This window comes from Pseudomonas sp. FBCC-B545 (assembly GCF_059134095.1).
In genome coordinates, this window is the sequence record NZ_CP101441.1 from 2,910,209 (window position 1) to 2,927,196 (window position 16,988).

A 16,988-nucleotide genomic window follows, 5' to 3' on the forward strand; every position below is an offset into this window, starting at 1 on the left:
AGCGTGTCGTGTTTTTGCCCAGCTACGTGTCCCTCTCATAACAACATCACTTTCATGGGCGGGGACGAACACATGGCGACGACGCTGGGCATGCAACCATTGGCGCGGGCGGTACACGCGACCGCACTGGGCCTGATCATTGCGGGTGGCGGCCTGACTTGCGCTACGCTGCTGGCCGCCGAGCAGGGCGCGCAGCAGAGCCGGGCCTATCAAGTGCCGGCCGGCAACCTGAGCAGTGCACTCTCTACCTTTGCCAGCCAGGCGGGTATCACCCTGCCGATCGAGCCTGGGATGGTGGAAGGTCTGCGCAGCCCTGGCCTGCATGCCGCCACCAGCGTGGACGATGGCCTGCAGCAACTGCTCCAGGGCACCGGCCTGCAAGCCTCGGCGCAGGGTAATGGTCTCTACGTGTTGACACCGCAGGTGGCGGATACAGCCCTGGAGCTGGGTGCGACCAGCATCACCGGTCAAGGTCTGACAGCGACGACCGAAAACAGCGGCTCCTACACTACCGGAACCATGCAGACTGCCACAAAACTGCCCTTGAGCCTGCGCGAAACGCCGCAATCGGTCAGCGTGGTGACGCGCAAGCGCATGGATGACAAGGCCATGACCAGCATCAGCGACGTGGTCAAAAGTGCTCCGGGGCTTTTCCTGAATAACTCCGGCGGTGCTGGGCGGCCGACGTTCAGCGCACGGGGGTTCGACGTCGACAACATCATGTACGACGGTTTTCCCACCAGCTTCCTCACCTATCTGCCCAGCGGCGAGGCCAACCTGGCGATGTATGACCGGGTGGAGATCGTGCGCGGCCCCAACGGGCTGGCCCAGGGCGCCGGCAGCCCTGCGGGTGCTATCAACCTGGTGCGCAAGCGTCCCACCCCTCAATTCCAGGGCACATTCACCGGCAGTGCCGGCAGTTGGGATGATTACTCCGGTACGCTGGATGTCGGTGGCCCGCTCAATGACAGCGGCACCCTGCGGGCGCGTACCGTGGTTTCGCGGCAGGACGCCAAGAGTTTTCGCGACTCGGTGGAGAGTGACAATGATCTGTTCTACGGCGTGGTCGACGCCGACCTGAGTGAAACGACCACCCTGACTCTGGGCGGTTACCGCCAAAAGAGCCACACCAACTATATCTGGGGGGGATTGCCCATGGCCCGTGGCGGCGGTCATCTTGGACTGCCCCGCGACACCTTCCTGGGGCAGGACTGGGAATACTCGGACAATCGCACCACCGGCTATTTCGCTACCCTGGAGCAAGGCTTGCCCAATGACTGGACGCTGCGTGCGGCCGCCATGCAGTCCAAGACCGACACCGACGTGCTGGCCTCTTCGATCTGGGAATACAACCGCCGGTATCTTTGGACGGAAGCCATGGAGCAAAAGGAAACCGGCTACGACCTGGCGCTCAGCGGCCCCTTCCAACTGCTCGGCCAACAGCATGATCTGACCCTGGGCGTCAGCAGGCGCAAGCTGGATTATCGCTCCGGCAAAGCCTGGAGCGCATACACCGACGCCAGCATCAACCCTTTTATATGGGATCCACGTGGGCATGCCAAGCCGGATTACGTCAGGGGCAGTAATGGCCTTCCTGAAACCACCACCCAGGACAGCGTGTATGCCAGCACCCGTCTGCGCTTGACTGAGCCGCTCTCGCTGATCCTTGGTGGTCGTGTCGACTGGTATGAGTTCGACGACAGTGCAAACAGCGAAAGCAACTACAAGGTCACGCGCAATCTGACGCGCTACGCCGGCCTGGTCTATGACCTGGATACCCATCATTCGGTGTATGTCAGCTATACCGATATCTTCAAGCCGCAGAGCGAAAAAGGCGTTGATGCAAAAGCCATCGTTCCTGTCGTGGGTGAGAACTATGAAGTGGGTATCAAAGGCGAATATTTTGACGGCGCATTGAATGCCAGCATGGCGGTTTTCCAGATTGACCAGAAGAATCGCGCCCAAGAACTGACTGACGTCAAAGGCTGTGGCTCGGGCCCGGCCAGCGCCTGTTATGAAGCTGCCGGCCTGGTACGCAGTCGCGGTATTGATATGGAAATCCAGGGCGCCCTCACCGATAACTGGCAGTTGGCGGGTGGCTACACCTACACCCAGACCCAATACGTCAGCGATGCCAATGCGGCCCGCGAGGGCGAAGACTTCGATCGCAAGAAACCGCGCCAACTGTTCAAGCTCTCGACCATCTACACCTTGCCTGGTGAGTTGCAACGTTGGCGCGTTGGCGGCGATGTCTACCAGCAAAGCCGCATCCGCACCGCGGGAGGCGCCGGTGCCACAGCCTGGAAAAACGAACAGGGCTCGTACACCGTGGTCGGTCTGGTAGCAGGCTACAAGGCCAGCGATCAATTGGACTTGCAGATGAACCTCAACAACCTGTTCGACCGTGTGTACTACAGCAGCGTGGCCAATGGTGCCTATAGCCCGTACGACATTTATGGCGACCCACGTAATTTGAAATTGACAGCGCGCTACAGTTTCTAGTGAAGCTCTTATCGCTCGATCAAGCCATTAACGGCGTGGGTGGCTTACCGGTCGAGGGGGAGCCTCACGCTAAATACCGTGCCCTGTTCTGCATCCGAGCTGACATCGATGGAGCCGGCATGGGATGCCACGATTTCCGAGGCAATGAAAAGGCCCAGGCCCAATCCTTCTGCGGAGCCGAGATCTGTTACCGAGCGCTGGGAGAAACGGCCCATGGGGTTGAATATGAAGGGCAGCACGTCTTCGGGTATCGCCTCGCCGCGGTTGTGCACGGTGAATACCGCGCACGCCTCCACGGTGCCTAGCTCGACCTTGATCGGGAAGGTGGTGTCCCCATGCTCCACCGCGTTGCTGATGATGTTCGAGAAGACCTGTTCCATTCTGGCGCCATCAAATTTTCCTGAAACGGCAGTCTTCATGTCGAAAACGACATTGGCCTCAGGATGAAACGCCTGGATTTCTTCCACCACCCGCTGGCACAGCGGTGAGAGATCGATATCCGCGGTTTTTACCGGGATGCCCGGGCCCATCTGGCAACGTGTCAGGTCAAGCAGGTCGCCAACAATCCGGCTCGCTCGGCGCACACTGGTGTACATCTGGTTGGCAATTTTGTTGTCCCTGGCGCCGATGTCCTTTGAACGCCTGAGCACGTCGGCTCCCAGCAGGATCGCGCCCAGCGGCGTGCGCAGGTCGTGGCCGAGTATGCCCAGGAACACATTGCGTGATGCCTCGACCGCACGTGAATAGCTGGCGATGGACTCGGCGAGCGCCTGGTCGATGGCTTCATGGAACCGGGTCATGTCGTCGACATTGATCGGCGTCCCCTCGTTGACCTGCCTCATCCATTGGCTGACCACACTGGTTCTGAGGGCGCGGTATTCCGAGACCATTTGATCAATCGTGAAACCGGCCATCAGGCGCGTCATTGCGTGGGTTTCAGCGGCGGTTTCCTGGTCATCGGCCGGAATCAGCCCTTGGGCCTTGGCGATTTGCTCTCGCTTGGTCTGCGTGGTGCGCAAGTCGGTCACGATCGCCCGCAACATCTGCTCGGCATGATCGCGCAGCGCCACGCTATCGAGGTCCCCGCCCGGCGTCTTGATGGTTCTGGCGAAGTCTTCCCAGGCCTGCAGGATCGGTTCGAGGTGCTCAAGGATGAAGTCGGGCAGGCGCATGTCTGGGGTCCTGGTAAGAGGCGAGGCGGGCAGAAAAGCGAGGCTGCGCAGGTAAGTATGAATGTCGGCAGTGTAGGAGGTTGTCGGTTGCTTTAATAGCTCGACCGGTGGCGGGCACTCTAGCCGCGGTCCAACTGTGGGAGGAGGCTTGCCTCCGAAGGCGGCCTGACAGCCGACCTTGTGTAGATACCTATGGCCATCGGGGGCAAGCCCCCTCCCACATTTTCACCCACGTGTGTCTGCAGCTCTACTTAAGAATGAAACCTGCGCCCCAGCGCATCCAACCGCACCGCAATCGGCGGCAGGCGTTCGCTGCTGCGGGCGAGGGTCTCGACGTCGTCGGCGGTGTTCTGGGCGATGGTTTGCACAGACTGCAAGCGCTCGACAATTTCCAGGTTTGCCGAGGTCTGCTCGCGGGTGGTGGTGACAATGCGGCCGTTGAGTTGATCGATGTGGGCAATGTCCTGGCCCACGGCGTGGAGCATGTCCACCGCCAACTGGCTGTCTTCCACACAGCGCTCCACGCCTTCGCGGCTGGCGTGCATGGCTTCGACGGCCTGGCGGCTGCCCTGTTGCAGGCCCTCGATGATGGTCTTGATTTCCTGGGTGGACAGGGCAGTGCGCTGGGCCAGGCTGCGCACTTCATCGGCCACCACGGCAAAGCCCCGACCCTGTTCGCCGGCGCGGGCGGCTTCGATGGCGGCGTTGAGGGCCAACAGGTTGGTCTGGTTGGCGATGCTGCTGATCACTTCCAGCACCGAGCCGATTTGCTCGGCCTGCACGGCCAGGGATTGCACGGTGGTTTCAGTACCGTTGATGCGTGACGCCAATTGGCTGATTTCATGCTGGGCGCGACCGACGCTTTCCTGGCCGCGAACAATCTGCTGACTGGCCTGGCCTGCGTGTTCCACCGCTTGTTCGACCTGCACCGTGATGTGGCCCATGGCGTCTTCCAGGCGCTGCATCGAACCGGTCATCTCGCCGATCTGCGCCAGTTGGTGCCGCGCACCTTTTTCCAGGGTGCCGCTGGCGGTGGCCAGTTCCTGGCCGAGTTGCCCCAGGCCGTGGGAATCGCGGGCAACGCCATCGATCAGTTGGGTGAGCTGTTGCAGGAAGTGGTCGAAACGCGTGGCCAGGGAGACTCGCGTCTTGCCTTCACCCTTGGCCGATTCCACGGTGAGCTGCGAGGTGACGGCGAGCATCTTCTCGAGCATTTCCTGGCTCTCGACCGCTTCGGCCTGGCTGTGCACCGCCAGGTAGAGCAGGGCGACGGTTTCCATCACCACGTAGAACGCATGAACGAAGATCATCGTCCAGCCACCGTGATGCTCCATCACAAACACCGGAAAACCCTGATGTTGCAACGCGTGGAACACCAGGTGATGCGCGGCGATGGTCAGCGCCGCCACCAGGATCGGCAGCCAGTCACGGTAGAAGGTCAACACCGCCAATAATGCGAAGATGCCGAAGTGGGCTTCGATCACCCCATGCGCCTGGTTGATGTGCAGCGCTGCCATTACCATCAGGCCGGCGCCCAGTGCGCAGCGCATCACACGGGTGCCGCCGATGACGCGGTAGAGCGCCGTCAGCACCACGCCGGTGCCGCCACCGACGATCAGCGCCTGTAGCCAGGTGTCATGCCAGAACGCCAAGCCCAGGGAGAATAGCGACATCAGCCAGATCAATGCCAGCATGATGCGGTCAGCCTTGCGGTAGTGCTCAAGAAAACGGGGGCGGACGGGCATTCACTCTTACTCCATGAGGGTGGGGTGCCGAGGTCAAGCAAGCACGCAGCGTGCCACGAAGGCCTGCCGCTGTGGAGTGAAGCAGATGTTCGGGATTTTTGCGGTTGCCAACGCTTTATCGGCAGGCCTTTTGCGGACTTTAGAACGGCTGCCCGAACAGGCAGCCGCGGCGGCATGGGCGCTTAGAAGCTGTACTTGGCGGTCAGCATCATGTTGCGCGGAGCGCCATAGGAATCACCGCCATAGCTCGCAGAGTTGGCAATGGCCTGGTAGTACTTGCGGTCGAAGATGTTGTTGGCGTTGAGCTGCAGGTCCAGGTGCTGGTTGACCCGGTAACCGGCCATCAGGTCGGTGACGGCATAGCCGCCTTGCTTGAGCCGATATTGGCTGCCATCCGCCAGTGCGATGTCGTTGTACATGCGGCTCTGCCAGGAAATGTTGCCGCCCACGCGAAGTTTTTCCAGCGGGCCCTGGAAGTTATAGCGGGTGGTCAGCTTGAACAGATGCTCCGGGGTGTCGGTGTCGAACTGCTTGTTGACCTTCTGTGGGTTGGCGGCGTCCTTGATGGTGTGGGTGCGCGCGTAGGTATAACCACCGCCGACCTGCCAGTTCTCAGTCAAGGCGCCTTGCAGTTCGAAGTCGATGCCCTGGCTGCGGATTTCGCCCGAGGCTTGGTAGCAGGAGGCCTGCGGGCAATCCGGCACGACGATCTGTACGCCGCGGTTTTCCTGGTCGACGCGGAACACCGCCAGGCTCGCATTCAGCGCGCCGCCCAGGTATTCGCCCTTGATACCCACTTCATAGTTCTTGCCGACAATCGGCTTGAGCGGGGTGGCGCTGGTGTTCTTTTCCTTCTGCGGTGTGAAGATATCGCTGTAGCTGACATACACCGAGTGCTGGTCGTCCAGCTCGTAGATCAGGCCGGCGTAGCGGGTGAGGTTGCGGGTGACCTTGTAGTCGCCATCGCCATCGCGGTTATCGTAGTCGTACCAGTCCAGGCGCCCGCCGAGGATCAGCTTGAGCGGGTCGGCCAGGCTCAGGCGCGTGGTCAGGTAGAAACCATCCTGGGTGGTGACGTCGCGCGCGTTGTTGGTGTGGACGAAATTCGGCTTGCCGGCATTGAGCGGCCAGTTCATGTCGTACGGGCTGTAGTTGTGGGTGGTCATGTCGTAGATACGCTTGCTGGCGCCCACCACCAGTTCGTGGGTGCGCCCGAATGCCTGGAACGGGCCGCTGGCAAAGGCGTCGAGACCCGCCTGGTTTTCATCATAAGTGGCCTGGTACACCGTGCGGGCCAGAGTGTTGTTGGTCCAGCGCGACTGGTAAGAGCCGGAAAACAACGCATCCTGTTCGGAATAATTGGCGTTGACCTGCAGGTTCCAGTCATTGGCCAGGCGCTGGCGCAGCTCGGCAAATACCGTGTTGATTTCCTGGTCCTTGTTCTCCCAGTCGGTGCCCGGGTTATAGGAGCGCGACAGGTTCAGGTGGTGACCATCCTGGCCGATCATCGACGAGCCCCAGAAGTAGTTGGTCTTGTCCTTCTGGTTCGAGAAACCGAGGGTAAGGCTGGTGTCTTCGCTCAGGTCGGCTTCGGTCACCGCATAGAACAGGCCGTGATCCTGCTCGGCTTTATCGATGAAACTGTTGGCATCGCGGTAGGAGGTCACGACCCGGCCGCGCCAGGTACCACTGTCGTTGAGCGGGCTGGAGGCATCGAGCTCGCCGCGGTAGTCGTCCCAGCTGCCGGCGGCACCGGTCAGGGTGACTTTCTGCTCATACAACGGCCGCTTGCGGATCAGGTTGATGGCCGCCGAAGGGTTGCCCGCGCCGGTGACCAAGCCGGTGGCGCCGCGCACCACCTCGACGCGATCGAACATCGCCAGGTTCGGCTGCGCGCCTACCGACGCGCCGTTATAGCCGCTGGGGATACCGTCATACATGAGGTTGTCGATGTCGAAACCGCGGGCGGTAAAGGCCTGGCGGCCAGGGCCGTTGGAGTAGTTCAGGAACAGCCCGGGCGTGGCGTTGACCACATCGTTGATGCTGGTCATCGCCTGGTCGTCCATGCGCTGGCGGGTGATCACGGTCACGGCCTGCGGGGTTTCGCGCAGGGTCAGGGGAAGCTTGGTCGCGGTGTTCATCGAGCCAGTAGTGTACGACTCGGTGCCTTCGGTCGTTTGGCCCAGCTGTTGGCCGGAGACCTCGGTGGCGCCCAGTTCAATGGTGGCCGGTGCTTCGGCATCGGCGGCCAGGGCCGCGTGCGAGGTTGCCAGGCAGATAGCAATTGCCATCAAGCTGGGTGAAAAAACGTTGCCGCCGCGTTGTTGCACAAACATTGTTATAGGGCTCCCCAGAGGCCATCCGTGGCGAATAATAAATCTGTTGATAATTATTCTCATCAGTGTGGCAGATTGAATCCGTAGGAAAAAGCCTTGGGGAAGAATTAGTTAACGAAATTCTCCATGAGTTGCGGGCAGGCGTTTAGCCATTATTTGATGCCCGCCGGGTTTCTCCGGCGGGGCACCGTTCTGCAGTTTTCAGGCGTTCAGGGGGCCAACTTGGTAGAAATAGTTGTGCAAGGGTTATGTACCGCAGTGGCTCTCGTACACACTGCGGTACAAAGATCGCCTCAGAACGCCATTCTCAGACCGAACGTGCCCTGGCGGCCGCGGAGCATATTGCTGTCCAGATTCTTTTCGGTGCCGAGCTCACCATACAGGCTCACACCCTGTGCAACTTCCAGGGTAGCGCCAAGGCTGACATCCACAGTGGTGGATTTCTGCTTGGTGTCGATACGGGTTTCATGGTTGAAAAGCACACTGTTGTCTCCGGCGCTGGCGTGCCAGACATTTGCCCTTACATAGGGCTGCAGCGGCATGCCATTGACCCTGTAATCGCCGCGCAGGCGCACGCCCAGGCGCGTGGTGACGTTGGTATCGGCGTCATAGGAAACGTCTGAAATGCCATCATTCTGGCTATCCAGCTTGGTCTTGCCGACGATCAACTGCGCCTGGGGCTCCACGACCCAGTCGGCGCTAAGCGCCAGCGGCCAGCCGATTTCGGCGGAGGCGGTGACGTTATGCCCGCGGGTTTTCATCTTCACGCCACGGTCGGACTCGGTGTTGCCATCAAAGCGAGTACCCATAAGCACCAGATCGAGGTAAGCCTGGTTGGCGCCGATCAGCGTCCAATAGGCCCCCAGGCTATCGCCGCGCAATGTTGTCTTGCCGGCGTCCTTGTCCTCCCAGCCGCTGTTGAAGCCTTTCACATTGCCCTTGAGGCGGCTATGACCGACGAAGAACCCGAGGCGCTGCAGTAGGCCGTTGTCCAGGCTGCTGGCGAACACATCGGTGCCCACTTGGAAGGCTGTCAGCGAACCGTCCAGGGTAGGGCTGACCGTACCGGCGTAACCCTGGCGGCTGCTGTTGCCGTAGACCCGGCCCCAACCCGCCGGCATGATGCCGGTATGCTGCTGGCGGCTCTGATCGCCCATGCGCTCGTGATAAGTACCGAGCATGCCTTGCACGATTTGCTGCGCGGCGGGAAACAGCGCAGCGTACAGCGGTACTTCGGGACGATAGATCGGGACCTCCTTGTCAGTGGGACCAGGCAGAGGCGGAGTTCCTTCCACCGGTTCCGGCACTGGGATGGTCGGTACTTCAGGGTCAGGGTTGGGCAGGGGGGCGGGCGGTGTAGTGGAGCGCAGATAGAAGTTCTCTGCCGTTCCAGGGGTGACCCCGCCTTTGTACAGATAGTAGTCATACGCCCCGGCGCTTACTGTGTTGGCCAAGGTAAACGCGCTTTCAGGTCCGCTGGCGCCATTAAGCGCTTGCACTACCAGGATGCCGTCTCGCACTGTCGCCGCACCCGCGCCCCCAAGGTTGTTGATCAGCACGCCGGTATTGCCTGCGAATGTGCCGTTGCTGACCACCAGTTTGTCGCTGGCCGAGTCGTCTGCCCCCAGCACGCTTTGTAACGCCAGACGCCCGCCGTTGCCGGTGTAATTGCCGTTGATGGTCAAGGTGTCGTTGGCCGTGGAGCTGCCGGTGGTCATGTCGAGGGTGCCGCTGTTGGTCACATTGACCAGTTGGCCGGCGGTGAATGGGTCGATGCTGCCGGTGCCGACCAGCAGCGCACTGCTGCCATCGATGGTCAGGGCACCGGTACCGGTTTCGCTGTCCCCCAGCTTCAACGCCCCGCCCAGGGTCATTTGCGAGCCGTTGTCCAGGCGGATGTTTTCCCACTGGGTGAAGAGGGCAGGGTCACCGACCTTGGTGTTGTCCAGGGTCAGGGTGTCGATGCCCAGGCCCCCATCCAACACTTGCGCCGCAGCCACCTGCGCTGCCACCAGCCCCTGAAGCAATGCGGTATCGTCGCCTTCCCCCATCAGCACGGATGAATGCAGGTTGCCGCCGGACCAGATGAAGTCATCATTACCAAAGCTGAGCAGCAGTCGTCCTTTGACGGTACCACCGGAGATGTTCACCTGATCGGCACCGCCGCTGACGCTGATATCGCCGTCGACAAGCGCGTCTTTCGAGATCAGGATGGTGTCCCTGCCGAACCCCGTTACCAGGTTGCCGATGATCCTGCCGCCCGACATATCGAACCGGTTGTCATCGAGTTTCATGTTGACCCGGCCAATGGTGCCGCCGGTCATTGTCGCTTCGTCGCCGTCCTCGAAAGCGCCGGTGATCGTACCGCCGCTCATGAAGAACACGTCCAGCCCGTCGCCTTGTTCCAGCGAGGCGATGGTGCCACCACTCATGGCAAAACGGTCGATGCCTGACCCCTGGGTGACTTTACCTGCCTGGCCTCCGGAAATCTGCGCAATATCGGCGCCCGAGCCCTGGCTGACCGACCCGGTGATGCTGCCCAGGTTGAGCCGGAAAATATTGTTGCCGTCGCCTTGGTCGAGGCTGCCATCGATCCCGGCGCTCGGGCCGTTCACATCGACCAGATCATTGCCGCCCCCGTACACCACATTTCCGCTCACTCTGCCGGTTGCGGTGATTTCAAGGGTGTTATCGCCGCCGGTATCGCTAAAGCCCGGCGCGGTGGCGCTGTCGCAGCTGGAGGCGTCGCTGCCTGCCGTATTGTTGATGGTACACACCCCATACGAGGCCAGCGGCCAGGCCGCCAGTACGATCGCTGAGGCAATGCCTGAGTACAACAGAGAAGTGATCCGTGTGCGCATGGTCGGTCCTCGCTTGAGCACAATGATGTCCCGGCACCTGGCACACCAGGCGCGGTTCAAGACCATGGCAACGTCGAACGCGATACGGATCAGGGACTACGGGTTACCTGCATCTGAAAACACCGGCCAATGCAAAGGGTTGGCATGGCTTTCTCGACTGCACCTTAACCTGTGCAGGACTTTTTGCACCTTAGCCGTAGATTTGATGGGCTGCTACTGTAAGAAATAACAGGTATGGACGAGTAGCCCCTAGGCAAACACGATCTCGTAGGGTTCGCGTATACGCTCGAGCAACACTTGGGCCAGCTTGGGCGGTAAACCGATCTGCGGATCGCCGACCAATTGACTGGCATAGGCATGGGTCGCGTGCAGCTTGCGCGCGACGCTCCAGGTATCCAGGCGTACCTTGCGTGCGCGCTGCCAGGGGATCATGGAAGCCTCCCGTGCCGGCCAGTGCCAGGCCCAGACCGGCAGTTCATAGAGCTTTGCCCCCACCAGGTTGCAGGCCTTGGCGCTGGCGCGTCCGACGGCATCGTGATCGTCGTTGCCGTCGTGGCACCACGTGGTAAATACCCTGTCGCCCGGTTGCAGGTAGCGCGCGATGAACTGGCTCATCGCCTGTTCGTGGGCGGCTAACGCGTCATCGCGAAACCCGCCGCGGATCCATTTCAGGCTGTGCAACGGCATGCCCAGGCGGCGCAATGCTTCGGCGCTTTCCTGGGGGCGCACCACGCTCAGGCGGCTGGCCGGCCACACCTGGGAGCCGGGATGGCTGGCGCTGCCGTCAGTGATGGAAATCAATTGCAAAGGGTGTTCGCGGGTACTGAGCAGTTGCAGCAAACCACCGCAGGCCAGTAGTTCATCGCCCGGGTGCGGGGCGATGACCACGACGCGTGCGCCGGGCGGCACCAGGCTGGTGAGTGCGATGGCGGGAACCTGTGCCAGCTGCGGCGCACTGTTCCAGATTTGCGCGGGGCCGCGACGGGCTTCGCTTAGGGAGGCAGGCTTCATGGGGTGACATATCCTTGTCGGTCAATGCTGGGTCGTACCCCGTTGACGGGACGACGCTCTTGTTTTCACCCCAGGCTCCGCTGGGGTGAGTGCACGGCACGCCAATCCTGGCGTGCCGTGCAAAGCGTTATGAGCATAGACAAGGATCTGGCGCTTTTACACGTTGGCGTGCCGTTTTTTTACGAAACCTGCATCAGACTTTTCAAGTAGTCGCCGAACCCGCCCTGGGCGCGGCAGTCCAAGCGCGCACTGGTCACCACTTGCGGCGCATGGCTCCAGGCAATCGAGGCGCCGCAACGTTCCAGCTCACGCACCAGTTGCACATCTTCATGGCAGGCCAGCGGTTCGAACCCACCGGCCTGCACGTAGGCGCTGGCGCTCACTCCCAGATTGGCGCCATGGATGTGCCGATGCCCATCGCGGGCCTGGTAAGCCTGGTGATAACGAATCTGTGCCGCCGAGTCGAAGCCTTCGCTCCAGGCATCCACCGTCACCGTGCCACACACGGCATCACAGCCCAGGGCCAGTTGCGCCACCAGCCAGTCAGGGGCCACGCGGCTGTCGGCGTCGGTGCAGGAAATCCAGCGTGCGCCCAGGTTTAATAAATGCTGTGCGCCGTCGCCTCGGGCTTGCCCGACATTGCGCGCCTGCACCGGCAGGCTGTGCACCCGATGCGCCAGGGCGATCGCAGCGCTGCCATCGGTGCAGCTGTCGAGTACCACCAGGATCTGCACCGTTTCCCCCAGCAGGCCGGGATGGTTGGCGGCGATCTGCGCGGCCCTGAGGCAGTCGCCCAGCAGCGCTTCTTCGTTATGCACGGGGATCAGAATACCGATCATCGCAAACCCTCGTGGTGTGCAACCGAGGTACCGTCGCGGCTCCACAGGTCGAGCAGGAAATCCTGGTCATGGTATTGCGCCAGGGGAGGCATACCCAGCCGCTGCTGGAGCAGGGCGTGCACCTGTTCGGCGGTTTGCGGGCAACCCTCGATGGGCGGGCGCCAATGGCAGGCCAGCAACTGGCCGTCAGCGGTCAAGGCGGCGAGGGCGCAATCGATCAGGTGATCCAGGTCGTCGGCGTCCAGGTAATAACACAGCTCACTCAGTACGATCAGCTCAAATTTCCCGGCGGGCCATTGCCCGGGCAGGCGACGCTGTTCCACCAGGGCGTGGGGGAAATCTGCCAGCCGCGTTTGTGCCAGCAGCACCGCCGCCTGGGTCGCGTCGCAGCACACCAGGCGATCGCAACGACTCGCCAGTTCAGCGCTCAATTCGCCGTTGGCACAGCCAGGTTCAAAGATCGAGACGTAGTGCGGCCGGGCCAGCAGGGCCAGTGTCAGGGCGCGCTTGCGTTGTTCGTACCAGCGCTGACGAAAGGCCCAGGGGTCGTCGTTGCCGGCAAACAGTTGGTCGAAGTAGGGGGTTGCCACACTCATACGAACACCACTTCAAAAGGTTGCAGCAAACGCTCCACCACATAGGGCGCCAGTACCGGTGGCAGGCCGATTTGCGGATCGCCTTCCAGCTGGCTGGCGAAGGCGTGGATCGCGTGGCGTTTGCGCGCCACGGCCTCGATGGTCAACGGGATTTTGCGTGCCCGATGCCAAGGCACCATGTCGTCTTCAGCCGTGGCCCAGTGCCACGTCCACACCGGCAGTTCATACAAGGTCGCGCCGACGGCCTGGGCCGCTTTGGCGCTGGCGCGGCCTACGGCTTCATGGTCGCAATGGCCGTCTTCGCGCCAGGTGGCGAACACCACGTCGGTGGGTTTGAGGTGGCGCTGGATAAACTCGCAGAGCTGGGTTTCGCGCTCGGCCACTTTGCTGTCGGCAAACCCGGCGCGCAGCCATTTCAAACTGTGCAGCGGCAGGCCGAGGCGATGCAGGGCCTGTGCCGACTCCTGGGGGCGCACTACGCTCAGGCGCTCCACCGGCCAACGCCGGGAGCCGGGATGGCTGGCACTGCCGTCGGTCACGGAGATCAACTGGATGGGCCGGCCCAGCAGCGCCAGACCTTGCAGCAAGCCACCGCTGCCTAGCACTTCATCGTCCGGATGCGGGGCGATAATTACCGCGCGATGCCCCTCGGGTACCAACTGCGCGACGCTGATGTGCGGCAGCTCGGCCAGCCGCGTCGAGGTTTGCCAGTGATTGAGCGAAGTACCTTGGCCGACAATCGGATTGGGCTTCATAACTGCCACCTCCCTAAGGGTTCGCCGGCAACCTGTTCGCCCAGGGCGGCAAGGTCGCGTTCGGCATGGCTTTGCCGCACATACACCGGCAAATCCGCCATCAACTGGGCAAAGTGCGGGTCTTTGCAATAAGGCCCCGCACCGACGCCACGGCCAACGTGATGCATGACTTGTTCGACGGTGTCCTCGATACAGGCCCGTGCCTGTTGCGCCAGTTGCCGGGCATCTGCGCCGGGCTCGCGGTCGATCTGCCCGGCGCTGGCGCGCAGCACGCACGCGGCGCTGTTGAGGGCGCTGTCGACGGCGCCGAGATGGGCCAGGGCATGGGGTTCGGGACGCTGGGCACAATGGGCGCGCAACACTTCACCCAGGCGCTGCGCGGCGCCGTACCAGCATGCGGCAATGCCGATCCCGCCGTGCCAGAAACCTGGGCGCGACAGGTAATCGCCCGGGCCACCGACCGCAACACCCCAGGCCTCGCGGAACAGGACTTCGACGCTGCCCGTGGCCGCCATGCCCACGGCACTCCACCCCTCATCGGTGACCGTCACGCCAGGTTGATCCATTGCCACCGCCACCAGTTGCTGGCGATCCTCCTCGTCCCAGGCGGTCAGCAAACCATGGCTGACCACCGCCGCGCCGGAGCACCACGCCTTGCGCCCATCTACCACGAGCCGCTGGCCAGCGTGTCGCACCCGCACTTTGGCCGTCGGCGGCTCAGATGCCCACATGCCCCATGTACTGCCCAGCGGCGGCAGCGGGCTGTCGAGTTCGGCAATGATCGCCAGCGCATCGGTATGGCCTTCGAACAACTTGCACAGGCGCAAATCATGCCCCGCCACCTGCGCCAGCCCGCTGAAGCGGGCCAGGGTCTGGCCACTGCCGGGCAGCGGCAGTTGATCCAGACCTTCCTCTTGGAGTGCCTTCAGTGCGTCACCCAGGGCCTGCGTATCCGCATAACCCCGGTAGCCCTGAAGGAAACCGTGCAACGCCATCTCACACCTCGCCTTCGCGTTGCAGTTCAAACAACAGCAGCGAGCGGCCGGTTACCGCGTACTCATGCTCGAAATCAAAGCGCTCCTGACCGCGTACCGCCGGGTCGTTGGTGTCGAGCATGCAGGTCCAGAACTCACCCTCTGGCACCGGCGGCAGGCAGAAATTGACCATGTCGTGATGAGCGTTGACCACCAGCAGCAAGGTAGCGTCCGCACCGGCGCGACGAATCCCGGTTTCCTGGGCGCGGCCATCCATCAGCATGCCCAGGCAGCGGCCCTGACTGTCTTCCCATTGCTCGGTGGTCATCTCGTTGCCATCCGGCGCCAACCAAGTGACGTCCTTCACGCCGATGTCTTCGTTGTAGTCGCCGACCAGGAAGCGCCCGCGGCGCAGGATCGGATACGCCAGGCGCAGCTTGATCAAGCGCTTGACGAACTTGAGCAGGGCCTTGCCGTCATCGTCCAGGTCCCAATTGACCCAGCCGATCTCACTGTCCTGGCAATAGGCGTTGTTATTGCCATGCTGGGTACGGGCGAACTCGTCCCCGGCGACGATCATCGGTGTGCCTTGGGCCAGCAGCAGGGTGGCGAAGAAATTGCGCATCTGGCGCAGGCGCAGTTCGTTGATTTCCGGATCGTCGGTGGGGCCTTCGACGCCGTGGTTCCAAGACAGGTTGTTGTTGCTGCCGTCCTGGTTGTTTTCGTCGTTGGCCTCGTTGTGCTTGTCGTTGTACGAGACCAGGTCGTGCAAGGTGAAACCGTCGTGGGCGGTGATGAAGTTCACCGAGCTGTAGGGCCGGCGTCCGCGATGGTTGAACATTTCGCCCGAAGCGGTCATGCGCCCGGCGAAATCCGCCAGTTGGCCGTCGTCGCCTTTCCAGAACGCGCGCACCGTATCGCGGAAGCGGTCGTTCCATTCCACCCAGCCTGGCGGGAAGTTGCCCACTTGATAACCACCGGGGCCGCAGTCCCAGGGCTCGGCGATCAGTTTCAACTGGCGCAGTATCGGGTCCTGGCGGCAAGCGACGAGGAAGCTGTGGCGCTCATCGAAGCCATCGCGGTAGCGCCCCAGAATAGTTGCCAGGTCGAAGCGGAAACCGTCCACATGCATCTCGGTGGCCCAGTAGCGCAGCGAGTCGGTGACCATTTGCAGCACACAGGGGTGGCTCAGATCCAGGGTGTTGCCGGTGCCCGAATCATTGATGTAGAAGCGCTTGTCATCGGGCATCAGCCGGTAGTAGGAGGCGTTGTCGATGCCGCGCATGGACAGGGTCGGGCCGCGCTCGTTGCCTTCGGCGGTGTGGTTGTAGACCACGTCGAGAATCACTTCCAGCTTCTGCTCATGCAGGTGCGCGACCATCTCCTTGAACTCGGCAATCTTGCCGCTGGCCAAGTAGCGCGGGTCGGGGGCGAAGAACGCAATGCTGTTATAGCCCCAGTAGTTGGTCATGCCTTTTTCCAGCAGATGCTGGTCGTTGACGAAGGCGTGCACCGGCAGCAGTTCGACCGAGGAAATACCCAGTTGGCGGATGTGCTTGAGCACGTCGTCTTCCATCAGGCCTGCGCAGGTGCCGCGCACCGACTCGCCCACCGACGGGTGGCGCATGCTGATACCGCGCAGGTGGGTTTCATAGATGATCGTACGGTCCCATGGCACCCGGACCGGTTGATCATTGCCCCAGGTGTGGGCCGGGTCGATGACCTTGCACTTGGGCACGAAGGGCGCGCTGTCACGCTCATCGAAGCTGAGGTCGTCGTCGGGGTGGCCAATGGTGTAGCCAAACAGTGCCTCGGACCACTTAAGCTCACCCACCAGCTGCTTGGCGTAGGGGTCGATCAGCAGTTTGTTGTGGTTGAAACGGTGACCATTGGCCGGGTCATAAGCGCCATACACGCGGTAGCCGTAAATCAGCCCGGGATGGGCGTCGGGCAGGTAGCCGTGGAAGATCTCGTCAGTGTATTCGGGCAGTTCGATGCGCTCCAGCTCTACCTCGCCGGCATCGTCGAACAGGCACAGCTCGACTTTGGTGGCGTTGGCCGAGAACAGTGCAAAGTTGACGCCCAGGCCATCCCAGGTGGCACCGAGTGGGAAGGGCAAACCTTCACGAATCCGCGACGGTTCATGTTCCTGCGTCGCTGTGGTTTTATCGGGTTTGCTCATTGAGTTGCTCCTGCA

General features: G+C 61.9%; 10 protein-coding genes and 1 pseudogene. 1 reads left to right on the plus strand and 10 read right to left on the minus strand.

The features are described from left to right. The first annotated feature begins 72 nt into the window (after positions 1–72). Positions 73–2,502 carry a TonB-dependent siderophore receptor gene (locus NMB39_RS13445; RefSeq protein WP_198720042.1) on the plus strand — a complete coding sequence of 810 codons (2,430 nt, stop codon included), beginning with the start codon at positions 73–75 and terminating at the stop codon, positions 2,500–2,502. A gap of 44 nt (positions 2,503–2,546) precedes the next feature. On the opposite strand, the gene NMB39_RS13450 is transcribed toward NMB39_RS13445, so the two are convergent. From NMB39_RS13450 to glgX, 10 genes and pseudogenes are all read right to left on the minus strand, one after another. Then, complete coding sequence (locus tag NMB39_RS13450; protein WP_464005515.1) at positions 2,547–3,674, minus strand: ATP-binding protein; 1,128 nt, start codon at positions 3,672–3,674, stop codon at positions 2,547–2,549. Positions 3,675–3,925: 251 nt separating this feature from the next. Beyond that, positions 3,926–4,441 (minus strand): annotated as a pseudogene (locus NMB39_RS13455) (methyl-accepting chemotaxis protein); the annotation flags it as partial. Between the two features lie 1,160 nt (positions 4,442–5,601). Further along, positions 5,602–7,755, minus strand: coding sequence for a TonB-dependent siderophore receptor (locus NMB39_RS13460; protein ID WP_494339076.1), 2,154 nt, complete (start codon positions 7,753–7,755; stop codon positions 5,602–5,604). A 293-nt stretch (positions 7,756–8,048) separates the two neighbouring features. Next, positions 8,049–10,616: an autotransporter family protein gene (locus NMB39_RS13465; RefSeq protein ID WP_494339075.1), complete on the minus strand. Its 2,568-nt coding sequence runs from the start codon at positions 10,614–10,616 to the stop codon at positions 8,049–8,051. A gap of 249 nt (positions 10,617–10,865) precedes the next feature. Then, the gene (locus NMB39_RS13470) at positions 10,866–11,627 is read right to left on the minus strand and encodes a PIG-L deacetylase family protein (protein ID WP_198720046.1); all 762 of its coding nucleotides are present in this window, start codon (positions 11,625–11,627) and stop codon (positions 10,866–10,868) included. A 179-nt stretch (positions 11,628–11,806) separates the two neighbouring features. Continuing rightward, positions 11,807–12,466: a glycosyltransferase family 2 protein gene (locus NMB39_RS13475; protein WP_198720047.1), complete on the minus strand. Its 660-nt coding sequence runs from the start codon at positions 12,464–12,466 to the stop codon at positions 11,807–11,809. Continuing rightward, positions 12,463–13,062 carry an SAM-dependent methyltransferase gene (locus NMB39_RS13480; RefSeq protein WP_494339074.1) on the minus strand — a complete coding sequence of 200 codons (600 nt, stop codon included), beginning with the start codon at positions 13,060–13,062 and terminating at the stop codon, positions 12,463–12,465. The genes NMB39_RS13475 and NMB39_RS13480 overlap by 4 nt, the downstream gene beginning before the upstream one ends. Next, positions 13,059–13,817 carry a PIG-L deacetylase family protein gene (locus NMB39_RS13485; RefSeq protein WP_057024033.1) on the minus strand — a complete coding sequence of 253 codons (759 nt, stop codon included), beginning with the start codon at positions 13,815–13,817 and terminating at the stop codon, positions 13,059–13,061. The genes NMB39_RS13480 and NMB39_RS13485 overlap by 4 nt, the downstream gene beginning before the upstream one ends. Then, complete coding sequence (locus NMB39_RS13490) at positions 13,814–14,812, minus strand: acyl-CoA dehydrogenase family protein (protein WP_057024032.1); 999 nt, start codon at positions 14,810–14,812, stop codon at positions 13,814–13,816. The genes NMB39_RS13485 and NMB39_RS13490 overlap by 4 nt, the downstream gene beginning before the upstream one ends. A 1-nt stretch (position 14,813) precedes the next feature. After that, positions 14,814–16,973, minus strand: a complete 2,160-nt coding sequence (gene glgX, locus NMB39_RS13495; RefSeq protein ID WP_198720051.1) for a glycogen debranching protein GlgX — start codon at positions 16,971–16,973, stop codon at positions 14,814–14,816. Positions 16,974–16,988: the final 15 nt, after the last annotated feature.

What these genes read in the sequence shown, in the direction of transcription:
- NMB39_RS13445 (WP_198720042.1), top strand. Translation starts at nt 73, where the DNA reads ATGGCGACGACGCTGGGCATGCAACCATTGGCGCGGGCGGTACACGCG.
- NMB39_RS13450 (WP_464005515.1), bottom strand. Translation starts at nt 3,674, where the DNA reads ATGCGCCTGCCCGACTTCATCCTTGAGCACCTCGAACCGATCCTGCAG.
- NMB39_RS13460 (WP_494339076.1), bottom strand. Translation starts at nt 7,755, where the DNA reads ATGTTTGTGCAACAACGCGGCGGCAACGTTTTTTCACCCAGCTTGATG.
- NMB39_RS13465 (WP_494339075.1), bottom strand. Translation starts at nt 10,616, where the DNA reads ATGCGCACACGGATCACTTCTCTGTTGTACTCAGGCATTGCCTCAGCG.
- NMB39_RS13470 (WP_198720046.1), bottom strand. Translation starts at nt 11,627, where the DNA reads ATGAAGCCTGCCTCCCTAAGCGAAGCCCGTCGCGGCCCCGCGCAAATC.
- NMB39_RS13475 (WP_198720047.1), bottom strand. Translation starts at nt 12,466, where the DNA reads ATGATCGGTATTCTGATCCCCGTGCATAACGAAGAAGCGCTGCTGGGC.
- NMB39_RS13480 (WP_494339074.1), bottom strand. Translation starts at nt 13,062, where the DNA reads ATGAGTGTGGCAACCCCCTACTTCGACCAACTGTTTGCCGGCAACGAC.
- NMB39_RS13485 (WP_057024033.1), bottom strand. Translation starts at nt 13,817, where the DNA reads ATGAAGCCCAATCCGATTGTCGGCCAAGGTACTTCGCTCAATCACTGG.
- NMB39_RS13490 (WP_057024032.1), bottom strand. Translation starts at nt 14,812, where the DNA reads ATGGCGTTGCACGGTTTCCTTCAGGGCTACCGGGGTTATGCGGATACG.
- glgX (WP_198720051.1), bottom strand. Translation starts at nt 16,973, where the DNA reads ATGAGCAAACCCGATAAAACCACAGCGACGCAGGAACATGAACCGTCG.